Origin of the sequence: Lactococcus sp. NH2-7C, assembly GCF_029953655.1 — a bacterium.
GTDB classification, from domain to species: Bacteria; Bacillota; Bacilli; order Lactobacillales; family Streptococcaceae; genus Lactococcus; species Lactococcus lactis.
Window position 1 is genome coordinate 2186072 of record NZ_CP124538.1, and the last position, 12843, is coordinate 2198914.

The window sequence follows — 12843 nt, forward strand, 5'->3', positions numbered from 1 at the left end:
AGCGTATACTAACCTTATGAAAATATTAATAATTTATACATACCCTAATCATGAGAGCCTAAACGGAAATATTTTAGATTCATTTCAACAGAATATTTCATCCAAGCATACCGTAAGAATTCTTGACCTTTATCAAGAAAATTTTAACCCCGTTCTTTACTTTGACAAGGAACATAGAAGAAGAGATTTACAATATTCAGTGGAGACAAAGTCTTACCGAGAAGCAATTACTTGGAGTGACCATATTGTTTTCATTTTTCCCATCTGGTGGAGTGGAATGCCCGCTATATTGAAAGGGTTCATTGATAGGGTATTTGCTCAAAATTTTGCCTATTCTTATTCTACTAAAAAAATTACTCCAAATAAACTTTTAAAAGTAAAAACAGCGGCTATTATTGTAACACACGATACTCCATATTTAATTTCAAAAATTATTCAAAAAGATTATGGCCAAGTTTTAAAGACTCAGATACTTAAAAATATGTGTGGGATACAGGTAACTAAATTTTATTCTTTAGCTAATGTTAGGAAAAGTAGCCTTAAAAAAAGAAAAAAGTTTCTGAGAAAAGTTGGAGAATATGCAAAAAAATTATAATTTATTCTTCCACTCTCTTTATTTATTGGCTTAAGCGAAATTAAACTGGTGATTTCCAGCCTAATTTTTCTTTAATCCGTTTGTGATTATAATAGTGAATAAATTTTTGAATGGTTTTACGAAGCTCCTCAAAAGAAGTGAAAATACGACCGTAATACACTTCTTGCTTAAGGAGTCCAAAGAAATTTTCCATAACTGAATTATCATGACAATTACCTATACGGCTCATTGATTGAAAAATTAAATTTTTCTTTAAGGTAGAACAATATATACGTGTTTGATAGGCCCAACCTTGGTCTGAATGAAAAGTATGTCGATATTGACAATCTCTCGTCTTATTTATGACCTGCTCTAAATCTTCAGAAATAGCTTGATAATTTGGCGCTTTGGATATACTATAAGAAATAATCTCATTATTAAATAAGTCCAGATAGGGGTTGAGATAAAGTTTTTTTGAACCCTATCTTCATAATATTTGAACTCTGTCGTATCTGTTGTAAGTTTTTGGTGAGGAATCGTAGTGTTAAAACGTCTACGCAGTTTATTATTTGAAACTTTACCAACCGTTCCTTTATAGGAGTTATATTTGCGGGACTTATGCCAAAATGAAGTGACTAAAAGTCCTAACTTTTTCATTAATCGTTGAACTTTTTTATGATTAACAAGCCAACCATTTCTTCTTAATTCCTGAACCATCCTTCTATAACCATAATTTGCATGACATTTGCGAATTTTAATAAGTTTATTTTCTAATAAGTCATCTGTATTTGCTCTATTAAATCTATTTTTCCAATAAAAATAGGTTGCTTTGGGAAATGAAGTGACTGTTAAGATTTCTTTGAGTTTAAATTTTTTTCGGAGATTGTGGATAAGTTTAGCTTTTTGTTCATTTGTCCCTTTCTTCCCAATCTCCGTAGTCCTTTTAAATATTCTACCTCTATCTGAGCATAACGGAGCTGTTGTTCAAGCTCTTTAATTCTCTTTTGGTCTTCCTCGGAACCCTTAAGCTGAGAGTTATTATCTGCATTTTTCACACTTTTCTTTCCTCTTTTTTTAGCTTCTGGAATCTCTCCATATTTTCTATAGTGATTTACCCATGTACAAAGTAGTCCCATCGTATGAATTCCTAATTCATATTAGTGAAGGAAAGAGCTCTCCGAAAGATTTTGACGAACAGCAACTATTTTTTTCAGAATTAAGACCTGGGTATGGTTTTGAACAATTTACTATTGATTTATCACGCCAAATTAATGAACGATTGAATATGCACAAGGAAACAAATAAAGGCTAATATGAAGAACTGCTATAATTAAGAATGTGATATCTTGTCTGAATTCCGTAAAAATATATTTAAGATAAAAAAATGACTTACTTTAAAATGTAAGTCATTTTTCATGTTTACGTACTATCTGTCCACTTTTATAGTATAGCTCTATTTCGATGTGTACCCAAAAACTTAGACTTTTTTCTCAAGTCAGGACACTTGGGATTTTTATTTTACTTTGAACCTCAATGAAATAATTAACTCAAATTTTCTGATATAAAGAATCAATATAAATTCTTCTCAAAAAAAATTATCCTGACGTTGCAAATTAAGCAAATTCAGATACCATTTTGAAAAAAATAAATTGGTCTTAGGGTGAAAAAAAAAGAACAAGAAAACTACTAAACTATTGAAGTCTAGTAGTTTTTTTATAAGTTCAAATAATGATTATTGTTGTTTCTGATAGTATTCATTCATAACTAATTGTTCTAAGACAAAGTTTTTAGTTGAATGGGCATATTCTAGTTCATTGACTAATTGATTCATGGATAAATTTTTTAAAAAGGAAACGCAAGCGTCTTGCTCGATAACAAATCCACGGCTTATTTTTATTAATATAGTCTTGTGTTTTCTAAGTTGATTATTTTTATTATTGACAAGATGTTTAATTTGAATAGTCGTTTTATAATCGTTATCTCTGAGCTTCAAAACAAGCTCTAATGCTTCAGAATTACTTAATCCTAAGGTGTGATTTAAATAATTTAAAAGTCTGCTATGCAGTCCTTTATTGCTCATACCAGTTATACTTTTAATTTTGTCAAAAGAATAATTTCTAGTTAAAAGCATTTCTAATTTTGGAGTTGAACAAAACAAAAGTGAAGCGATAATATTGGCTTCATCTTCAAATGGCATTAATTCATCAGGATATACTCCTGAAAATTTTGAAGCGAAAATTTGTTTGTTATTACTCATATCATGAAAATATAAATGAGAAAGTTCATGTAAAATTGTAAAAAAAACTCTAGGTTTAGGCATAGTTTGATTAATCATGATAACATTTCTATTATTTTTAGGAATGGTAGCACCAGAAATTCTATTAACTAAATCTTTATTGAGAGTTTGATATTTGAAATTTAAGACAATATCATTATATTTGATTGTTGAAGTTGGTTCTGATTCAAAAAAAACAAAAAGAATATTAAAGTTATTTTCAAAATAATCTATTATGTCTGAAGGTGAAATTTTAGAAATAGATTTTTGAGTATATTTTGAAATTTTATCAAGGAGACTATTTGCCATATCAAGGCATTTTGTATAAGCAACAGGACTAACAACTCTGTATTCAAACTTTTTCATAAAGATAAATATTATTTTTTCCAGTTTGAATCATCATTTAATAAGTCTTTAGCGATCTTCATCATATCTTTAAGAGATTTATTAAATTGAGCCTGTTCTTCTTCAGTCATATCTTCTGATTCAATACGGAAAGCACGTACAAGGTCGTTTTCTTGTTCAGTTAAATTCTCATCTATCTTTTTATCGTCTCCTCCTAGAAGATAATCAGCACTTACGTTAAAGTATTTTGCTAATTGGTTTAATCTTTCAGAAGTTGGGTTACTTTTTTTATAGTTATACATAGAATTTTTTGGAAGTCCTAAATCTCGTTCAATTACGGCAAAAGATTTTCCAGTTTTTTTAGATAATTCTTGTAGTTTTTCGTAAAACATCTGTTATCCTTTCAAAAAAAATAAATATTTTCGATTTATTACTTGACAAAAGTTAATAAATATATTAATATAGCTATAGAGTTAATAAATATATTAATTCTAGCAACAAAAAGAAGCGGAAGCGCGCTGAGGCAACTCCCACTAAAATGTTAAATTAATAACGTAGAACACTATTATTTTAACATTTTTAAAGGAGATAAGTCAATGCAAGCACTAAGCTATAAATCAAACTTTATACAATTGAATAGCTGTGTGTTAAGTCACGTGGCAGGCGCTTGTTCCATTTATCTAACAAGCTAGGGGAGAGAGCCGATGAATGCACCCCGATAACCGAAAGGTCGTATTGTCGTGAGACATTCTGAATATACCGTTTAAGGGGGAGTATGCTGTCAATGAAAGACACTATATTCTCTCTTTTAATTAAAATATGAACAAATAAAGTTTAAATAATTGTCCGAGATGACAAAAAACTAGTCGCTTAAACTGTCAGAAATGGCAGTTTTTTACTTAAGAAAAATAATGGTTTTAGTAAAAATCTATCTTAATAAATTTAATTCACTTAGGGATTTGTTGATACTGTCCGTAGGAAATTTGATTTATAACTAAGATAGATTTTTTTATGGGAATATAATTTAATAGGCTAGAGTAATTACTTTTATAAGTAATGGTACTGGTTCAATTCCAGTTGTTCCTTTATAAAAAGAATGGAGTTTTTTTATGGAAATTTTTTCAGAACGTTTGATTCATTTAAGACACAGTCACAATTTAACACAAAAAGAAGTAAGTGATTCTTTAGAGCTTGTGTACTCAAACTATAATCGTTACGAAAGAGGGGTGAGAATACCTGATAATGAAACGATTGTTAGGTTTGCTAATTTCTTTAAGGTTTCTCCTATGTATATGTTAGGGTTTAGTCACCTTATGAATGGAGAAGAATTTTTATTAGATGTTTTAGAAAATATAGAATCTGAAGATAGTACAGAAGGTTTAAAAGCAAAATATGCTTTAGAAGAATACAGAAAAGAATTCACAACGTAATAAATATGTTACTAAAAAAGTGAATCAAGAAACAATGTTAATTAACCTTAACAAACAAAAAGGTTTGTGATATAATAAACTTAAATTAGAGTAAAGATAGGAAAGTATTTATGAATAAGAATTTAAACCCTTTGAATTGGACTAAAAAACAGCAAATTATCGGTGGAGCAGTTACGATTGTTTTAATCGGTGGTGTTACTACTGGAGTAGTCGCTAATGCTAATCATCAAGCAAAAGAAAGAAAAATTGAAGCTTTAAAAAATAAAAAAATTAAACTTTGTAAGGCTAGAGCCGAAAAAGTAAAACAGCTTGAAAAATCTAATGAAGCAGACAGTAAGAAATTACTTGATATTGCTGAAAAAACTCCTACTGACAAAAACATTAAACTAGCTGAAGATTCAATTCTTAAAGTTAAAAATGCTGAAGTAAAAAAAGCGTTTGATAATCAAGTAGTTGGTATTAAAAATCGTGTGAAGTTAGAAAATGAAGCAAAGACAGCCGTTAGTAACTATCAAAAAGACGCTCTGAATCAAGATAAATATAAAACAGCTCAACAATCTGTAAATAAGCTCACTAGCTCTTATTCAAAAGGTTTGAAAGACAGTTTGAATAAACAGCTGGCGACTTCTAAAACACAAGCAGATGATGCTACAAAGGCACAACAAGCTAAGAGTGAGAGTGATTCAAAAGTGAAGGCAACCAATACTAATAAAGAGCAATCAGCTTCAGCTGGAAATGCAACTAATAATAATGCTAATGTTAATGCAGGTACTGATTCACAAAGTACAGTAAATAATGATGTTGCTAGTGGTTCTAATTCCTAAGGTGGAGGAAGTTAAAATAACTATTCACAAGGTGGTTCAAATACTTCTCAAAATAACTCTAATTCGGGTTCAAGTAATCAAGGTCAAGGTAATAACGGACAAAGCAATTCTAATTCTAACTCTAATTCAAATACAAACACAGGTGGTAATGGTTCTAATGGGGGGAACTCAGGTCAACCAACACATACTACAAAATATTTAGGTTGGGTATCTGTAGATGGTGTACGAAAATATACAAAAATGTGTGATACGGTTGAAGTTTAAAAAATAAAATTAGATATAAAAAATCACTTTCTTAAATGAGGGTGGTTTTTTCTTTTAGCGAACGAAGTTACACGGTTGAATGGGGTTCAAGTCCCTGCGTTTGCATTAATTGACCGAGATGTCATTAAACTAATAAAGAAAGGTGGAAATATGATTAAAATTCCAATTAATGCAACGAAACTCTTAGGTTCAAAAGTTACTGTCGATAAGACCATTGAACCAGTCGCAAAAACATCTACTGAATCAGGTTATACGAAATATCGAGCTACAAGTCCGTTACAACCGCAAGGTTTTGAATTACGTGTACCAAATGGTAAAGGGGCTAAACCTACTCGCCGTCAAGAAGTTGTTTTGACAGATGTCATGGTTGCTTATGTTCGTAATCGCACACCAAAAGGCAAATATTCACAAGAATATGTTGTTTATGCTGAAGCGCTCAAATTAGCGTAATTATAGGGGGAAATTAAATGTCGTTAAAATTAAGTAAAGTTTTTGAAAAAGAAAACAAGTTGACTGAAGAAATCGGTGATTTTGACAAAGCATTAGGTAAAGTTTTATTCTTGCATGCTGAACCAGTAATGGTCTTTGAGGACGGAGAACCAAATGAAGAAACTGGTGAAATTAAACGTTATCCGACAGATAAAGTTGATTATTATGAGGTTAACGTTTATTCTGATGCACAAGACAAGCAAATTGTTGTAAAAATGCCTGCTGAAGCAGATTTTTCAGGGCTTGAATATGAAGATGAAATTAAATTGACGAATCGCTCAATTAATTTTTGGTCTGACAAAGAACTCGTATCTACTGGAAACGGTCAGTTCAGAACCAATTACTTTTCAGGTGAAAAATGGAATGCTGAAGGGATTGAAAAAGTAGGTAAATCTAATTCAAAACCTGAACAATCTCCAAAGCCTGAAGCTAAAAACAATGAACCGAAGAAATGATAAATGGCAAAACGTACAATAAATAAAGGCTCTCGTTTAAAACTTAGAGATAAGTATGACCGTGAATTTTTTGTATTGATTACTGGTTTACTTGTCGCTAGTCCTGTAGGGCTCTTTTATAAAAAATTTGAAACCTTGCCACCAAAAGTGCTAGCAATTTATGCTGTAGGTATTTTGCTCATTGCATTTTCGGTGGCTTTTGGTTTATTGATTTTGCTTTATCACAAGTTTCTTTTCTTTTCAAAAAACAATTATAAAAGATTGTTACTGAACTATGTTGTGAAGCATAATTTAGTTGAAAAAGAAACGGTTAAAGATGAAAAAGGAAGTCATGAAAAGTTAAAGCTAGCACCTATTTATCTGAAGCAACCTAACACGTATGAACTTCATACTTATTTTCCGATTGACGGTGGGGTTCATCAAGAAAAATTTCTTGATTTGGCTGACGGTTTAGAAACAACTTTTTTTGCTGATTATCAAGAACAAAATTTTATTAATGAAAGTAAAATTCTTTCTAAAAAAGCATTTGTTGAGTATGTTTTTGCAATTGACGGAGAACGCAATCGTATTCCAGTTAATGATGTCATAGTCGATAAAAAGCTAGGTTTAATGTTAATGAATGGGGTTTACTGGAATTATGAAGCTGACCCACATCTGCTTATTGCAGGAGGTACTGGGGGCGGAAAAACAGTTCTTTTGATGTCGATTTTATCAGCCCTTGCAAAAGTAGGTCATGTGGATATATGTGACCCTAAACGTTCTGACTTTGTGGGAATGAGAGATGTTCCAGTATTTGAAAATCGTGTGTTCTTTGATAAAGAGTCTATGATTGAGTGTTTACGCTCAAAAATGCAATTTATGGACGAACGCTATGATTATATGACAAATCACCCTGACTATAAGGCAGGAAAACGATATTCTGATTACGGTTTGACACCTGAATTTGTTCTTTTTGATGAATGGGCTGCTTTTATTTCTAGTTTAGATTTTAGAGAATTTGATGAAGTAATTCAAATTTTAACTCAAATCGTTCTAAAGGGACGTCAGTCAGGGGTTTTCTTGATTCTTGCTATGCAACGTCCAGACGCTGAATATCTCAAATCAGCCTTGCGTGATAACTTTATGAAGCGGTTGGCGGTTGGTCGTTTGACTGGTTCAGGCTATCGTATGGTATTTGGAGATGAAAATGAGAAAAAAGTTTTCAAATATATCAAGGGTAAAATTGGTCGTGGTTATGTTGCTAATAATGGTGAACTTGCACGTGAATTTTATAGTCCGTCTGTGCCATTTGATAAAGGATATGATTTTCATGAAGAGCTTTCAAAATTACCAGTTTTAGCTGATACTACTGAAGTTCAGCTTGAAGCTCCACCAATTTCTAACGTTGAACAGGAACGAGCAGAAAGTGGGATTTTGGAAGAAAAATCTTATACGATTACCTCTTTATCTCGCAAGTTAAGTCAACCTCCAAAAACTGTAAAAACAGCAATAGAGCGTTTAACAAGTGGTGGATATTCTATAGGTGAAAAATCACCTTACAATGAAGATGATTTTATTGCTTTACAAACTGTTTTCTTAACCAAAGAAACAGAAGAATGTACTTTAAATGAAGCCATTGATACTGTCCTGGCTGATGAAGCAGAGTTTGAAAAAGAATTTGTGACTTTTAACAAAGAAGAAGTTGCTTAGTTAGAAAAAAATAAACACCACGGAATCGGCGGTGAGTAAATGATAGGAACTTGTTTCCGTTTGTCTTTAGACAACTTGCCGTAGGCAGGCCATTTTCCACGGTCGAATTGCCCTCGCAAACGGTAGTGCGCGACAGCGGTTTATTCTTGAAAGAATTGGAGGGAAAATGTTGGGTTTTGTTTTAAGGCTATTGCGTTTAAAACGTAATGCTTTTTTTGAAAAAGTGCAAGAACGTAAGCATAGCTCCGAGCGTAGCGTAAGGAGTGAGCGTGTGATTGCACGGCTGACGGCTTGCCGTCAGCTTGGACTTGACCCCCCAAATGCTAATGAGGGGGGGTACAAGTGACACAAGTCTAACTATCCTAGTCATACCAACGGTATAGCTTGTGTCACCTCTTCTATGTTTTAGAAAGTGAGGAACGAACGATTGATTTAAAGGATATACGCTCTAGTGCGAATGTTACTCAACAGTTTATGTGTGACCTCTTAGGGATATCTTTGAGCTATTACCGAAAAATGGAAAAGGGCGAACGTGCTATTACTTCTGAAATGGAAGAAAAAATAAGACACTCCTTTTTCAAAAAAAGGGAGAGTTCAACGGTTTTTATTGGTACAAATGACTATACAAATATTCGCTTTCAGACTTTAAATGTTCGTGAAGTTGTTTCTAAGATTTTAGGTTTAAACGTTGAGAATTTTCAACTCAATGAGTATAACCGTTATCAATACCCTTTTTTTATTAGTTACGGTCACATCAATGTTTATTATCATGATAAAGATATAAAAGCAGGTGTGCTAATTGAAATGAGCGGTCAAGCGTGCCGTGAAATGGAATATGAGTTTGAATATCATCAAAAACAGCGTACTTGGTACGATTTTTTTAACGATTGTTTTCTCTATGCCAATAAAAAAGCACCAGATAATGATGATTTTGTAAAAATCACACGTTTTGATTTAGCACTTGATGAACAATATAATCCGCAAGAAGGAAATTTTGACTTGTTCAAACTTTTAACTTCTGCCCGTGAGGGTCGGTGGAATGGTCGCAAACAAAACTATTCTGCGGTTCTTGGTGGAAGAAGGACAAAAGAAGGAATGATTAATGACGGTCTAACTGTTTATTTTGGATCTAAACAAACTCATTTATTTTTTCGGTTCTACGAAAAAGATTTTGAGAGAGCAAGTCAAGAAATGACTTCGGTTGAAGCGATACGTGAAATGTATGGTTTGCGAAATCGTTATGAAATTTCCATGCGAAAAGAAATATCAACCGACTTTATAAAAAGATATATCGAGGAAGATTTTGATTTAGCCGATGAAGGGGTCAAAATTATTAATGATAATCTGACATTTTATGATAAGGAAGGAAACTTAGATAGTGAATGGTACGATATGATGGGTAGAATGGATGCTTATCATTTTACTGTTCGTCCTGAAGTGCCTGATTTGAACCGAAAATATACATGGTTTGAACGTGGTGGGCCTGTATCAACTTATCTATTGTTAAAAAAAGCTGAAGAACTGACAGGTGAAAGTCGTTTGGAAGAAATTTTTAATGAAGCAGAACTCACAGAAAGACAAGAAAAGTTCTTGAAGGAATTTAGAATGATAAGGGGTGCAAATGGATAGCTTATTCAAATTGACAGGTTTTCCAGTTGATGAAATAGTAATTAAAGTTATCGTAGCTATTATTGTATTTGTGGTTGTTATTGCAATACTTGCGGATATATTTGATTGATAATTAGTTAAAGGAGGAGAGAGGGGTGATTAGACCTAATGTAGAACATTTTCAAAAAAGAATGTTAAGAGTTCCAAACAACGTCCGAATGCTCCAGTATAAAATGAGTGGATATGAATTTAATTTGAAAAAATTTGAGCAGGGAGTTTATGACCAGCTCTTTTTTTATATTCCAAATGAAACTGAAGCGTTGGGATTGCTTAATGAAATAGGCTTGATGTTTCCGCCTGATTCAATGACACGTAAAAAATATTATTCACTCTATCAAGATAAAAGAATTGCTGATTTGCCTGAAGGCTATAAAATGGCAATTTACTTTTTAATTGATAATGATTTAGCGCAAGCAACTTTATGATTTTTCATAAGTAAAAACAAAGTTATTTTTCAGATAAGGGAAGGCAAATTTTGTGGTGGGAAATAAAAAAAGGAAAGAGATAAAATATGTCAACTTTAAAAACAGAACTTAATCAAATTGCAACTGATTTAAATGAAATTGAAGCTGTAATCAATGCAGGAAATGCCTTTCAAGATGCTGCTCAAAAGCTCAAAGGAAAGGGGAAAGCGCTCCGTACTGTAGAAAATGATACTTCTATTTCAGATGATACAGTCGAAGTTATTGCGAACCGTACAAATGACTTGATTAGAAATCTTGTCAAGGCTTCATCATCATACAATTTCACAAAGAAATCATTTAATGAATTAAAAGGAAAACTGGAAGAAGCGCAAGCGCAAGCACGTAGTGGCACTAAATAAATAATCCACGTAAATCTTTGAAATAAGGGTAGGGTTTGCCTTTCCTTATCTGAAAAGTAACAATGTTAAAAGCCTCACTCATGGTAAGGCAAGAGAAAGGATACTCACCATGAGTGAGAAATAAAAATATGACAGTAACAAATATGAGCAAAGCACAACCACAGATTGATTTTTCACTTCACAAAGCACCATATAAAGATTTGTATGATATACAAATTCTTTTTCCTGACGGTACAAATCAATTTTGGTCTGGAATTAATGAAAACAAAGTAATGTGGCTGTGTGAGAAATACAATCCTATCTCAACTCCGCTGTCAATTGCGATTGCTCCTCGATTTTTACCAAAATCTAATATTCAAAAGCCTAATTGGGAAATTAGAAAGGGTTAGAAATGAAAAAAGATGATTCTTTATTAAAAATTATAATAGTGTTTTTGCTTTCGTTTTTGTGTCTTCCTATACAGATTATAACACACTCATTTGTGTCTACTTTTATAGTATAGCTCCAAAAATGAAAAAAACAAAATATAAATCAAGAACTCCGCCAAATTATTTTGGTGAGATATTATTTTAAATTGAAAAAAGAGGTGAAAATGTACGTTGTAAAAATGCGTGGTGGCTATCTTTGTGCCAATGGTGGAGCGACTAAACACTTAAAATTCGCTACTACTTTTGATACTAAGAGGAAAGCTGAAGAAGTGGCTGAAAAATGGTTAAGAAGTGATGTATCTTTTAAAGCTGTTGAAAAAGAAAGTGAGGAATATGAGCAAAATTAAAATTTATGAATTAGCTGACAAGTTAGGGGTTGAGCGAAAAGAGTTACTCTCTAAGGCTCAAGAATTTGGAATTTCAGCTAAATCAACATCAAAATCTTTGAGTGACGCTGAAGTATTAAAACTAGAAAATTTCTATAAAAAATCAGATACTCAAGAAGTTATTGGCGAAGAAGAATCTGAAGTGGAAACAATTGATGTTCCTAAAAAAAAGGAATCGAAGTTTTCTCTCCTTGCAGGTAGAAAGCCTGAAAAGAATAAGCCGAAAATGTTAAGGAAGTTGCCCAATGAAACACCGCCTAAACTTAAAAGGATTTCAGCTAAACAGGTAGGGGCTTTGGTTGTGGGTGGGGTCGGTTTCTTAATATTGTCAAACGTGGTCTTGTTTGGTTTGATGGCAAGTGGATACAAACCAACACAGAAAATCATTTATCAAGAAGTGAGTGCTACGCAAAAAGCTTCAGGTAATGGACTTGATTTACAAGCGAAAAATTATCTTGACGGATTTGTGCAAACTTATTTCACATTCCCTGAAGATGAAAAAGACCAAGAACAAGCAGTTAAAGATATTAATTCTTACTTTGTTCAAAATCTACCAGTGATTAGTCAAGGCATTCAACGTATACCTTCAAAATTTGAGGGTGCGGTCATGATGAGTTTGACTGACAATGAAGCGACTTATAAAGTGACTTATAGTGCAGGTGAAGTCACAACAAAAGAAGTCAAAAAGGGGAAAGATACAACAAAACAAAATGTGGTGAAATATCATGATGAAACAACTTTATTTACGATTCCTTACCAAAAAGTAGGTTCAGCTTACTATATTTCAGATGAGCCTTATTTTTCAAGTGTTCCTGATTTACAGGCAACTGAAAATCAAGTACCTACTAAAACATGGTCAGGTACTGATAACAATAGTGCTTCAGTCAAAAAAGATTTAGACAAGTTCACAAAATCATTGTTTACTGCTTATACAACTGATGGTGATACATTGAAACTAATTTCAAAAGGACTTTCGCTTAATAAGGGGCAAGAGTTTAAATCCTTAGACCAAGCCACTTATGAATCAAAAGGTGACAATAAATATCATGCAGTTGTTCAAGTTACAATGAAAAATTCACTCGGAACACACGTAGAAAATTATCAATTTACAATTGAAAAACAAAAGCAGTCATATTTTGCGACTGACTTTAAACACACTTTACCTGAAGGTAAGAAAGAATAGGAGAAATCAA

The 12843-nt window shown here is 32.5% G+C and carries 14 protein-coding genes and 1 pseudogene; 12 read left to right on the forward strand and 3 right to left on the reverse strand.

Annotated features, from left to right (window positions below; all coding sequences use genetic code 11):
- Positions 1-16 precede the first annotated feature (16 nt).
- Positions 17-595: an NAD(P)H-dependent oxidoreductase gene (locus QJV49_RS11010; RefSeq protein WP_225511630.1), complete on the forward strand. Its 579-nt coding sequence runs from the start codon at positions 17-19 to the stop codon at positions 593-595.
- A gap of 40 nt (positions 596-635) precedes the next feature.
- Here QJV49_RS11010 and QJV49_RS11015 read toward each other — a convergent pair.
- From QJV49_RS11015 to QJV49_RS11025, 3 genes and pseudogenes are all read right to left on the reverse strand, one after another.
- A pseudogene (locus tag QJV49_RS11015) lies at positions 636-1704 on the reverse strand (IS3 family transposase); the annotation flags it as partial.
- 602 nt (positions 1705-2306) lie between these two features.
- Complete coding sequence (locus QJV49_RS11020; RefSeq protein ID WP_225511631.1) at positions 2307-3215, reverse strand: ImmA/IrrE family metallo-endopeptidase; 909 nt, start codon at positions 3213-3215, stop codon at positions 2307-2309.
- Positions 3216-3226: 11 nt separating this feature from the next.
- Entirely contained in the window at positions 3227-3586 is a 360-nt protein-coding gene (locus tag QJV49_RS11025) for a helix-turn-helix domain-containing protein (protein ID WP_003129476.1), read from the reverse strand.
- 717 nt (positions 3587-4303) lie between these two features.
- Between QJV49_RS11025 and QJV49_RS11030 the strand changes: the two genes are divergently transcribed.
- The 11 genes from QJV49_RS11030 to QJV49_RS11080 all read left to right on the forward strand — a co-directional run bounded on the left by QJV49_RS11030 (position 4304) and on the right by QJV49_RS11080 (position 12833).
- Entirely contained in the window at positions 4304-4624 is a 321-nt protein-coding gene (locus tag QJV49_RS11030; protein ID WP_064973766.1) for a helix-turn-helix domain-containing protein, read from the forward strand.
- Positions 4625-4734: 110 nt separating this feature from the next.
- Positions 4735-5448 (forward strand): hypothetical protein, encoded by a 714-nt coding sequence (locus QJV49_RS11035; RefSeq protein ID WP_225511632.1) that lies wholly within the window; start codon positions 4735-4737, stop codon positions 5446-5448.
- A gap of 414 nt (positions 5449-5862) precedes the next feature.
- Positions 5863-6162 (forward strand): hypothetical protein, encoded by a 300-nt coding sequence (locus QJV49_RS11040; RefSeq protein WP_064973799.1) that lies wholly within the window; start codon positions 5863-5865, stop codon positions 6160-6162.
- Positions 6163-6179: 17 nt separating this feature from the next.
- Positions 6180-6656: a DUF961 family protein gene (locus tag QJV49_RS11045; RefSeq protein ID WP_153927526.1), complete on the forward strand. Its 477-nt coding sequence runs from the start codon at positions 6180-6182 to the stop codon at positions 6654-6656.
- 3 nt (positions 6657-6659) lie between these two features.
- Entirely contained in the window at positions 6660-8345 is a 1686-nt protein-coding gene (locus QJV49_RS11050; protein ID WP_225511633.1) for an FtsK/SpoIIIE domain-containing protein, read from the forward strand.
- 384 nt (positions 8346-8729) lie between these two features.
- Positions 8730-9974 carry a replication initiation factor domain-containing protein gene (locus QJV49_RS11055; RefSeq protein WP_324187551.1) on the forward strand — a complete coding sequence of 415 codons (1245 nt, stop codon included), beginning with the start codon at positions 8730-8732 and terminating at the stop codon, positions 9972-9974.
- 134 nt (positions 9975-10108) lie between these two features.
- Positions 10109-10438 (forward strand): hypothetical protein, encoded by a 330-nt coding sequence (locus QJV49_RS11060; protein ID WP_063280782.1) that lies wholly within the window; start codon positions 10109-10111, stop codon positions 10436-10438.
- Positions 10439-10524: 86 nt separating this feature from the next.
- On the forward strand, positions 10525-10836 hold the full coding sequence (locus QJV49_RS11065; protein ID WP_225511635.1) for a hypothetical protein: 312 nt from the start codon (positions 10525-10527) through the stop codon (positions 10834-10836).
- A gap of 128 nt (positions 10837-10964) precedes the next feature.
- Positions 10965-11225: a hypothetical protein gene (locus QJV49_RS11070; RefSeq protein WP_003131790.1), complete on the forward strand. Its 261-nt coding sequence runs from the start codon at positions 10965-10967 to the stop codon at positions 11223-11225.
- Positions 11226-11428: 203 nt separating this feature from the next.
- Positions 11429-11611, forward strand: a complete 183-nt coding sequence (locus tag QJV49_RS11075) for a hypothetical protein (RefSeq protein WP_032947386.1) — start codon at positions 11429-11431, stop codon at positions 11609-11611.
- Positions 11598-12833, forward strand: coding sequence for a translation initiation factor IF-2 N-terminal domain-containing protein (locus tag QJV49_RS11080; protein WP_225511636.1), 1236 nt, complete (start codon positions 11598-11600; stop codon positions 12831-12833). The genes QJV49_RS11075 and QJV49_RS11080 overlap by 14 nt, the downstream gene beginning before the upstream one ends.
- The last annotated feature ends 10 nt before the right edge of the window (positions 12834-12843 follow it).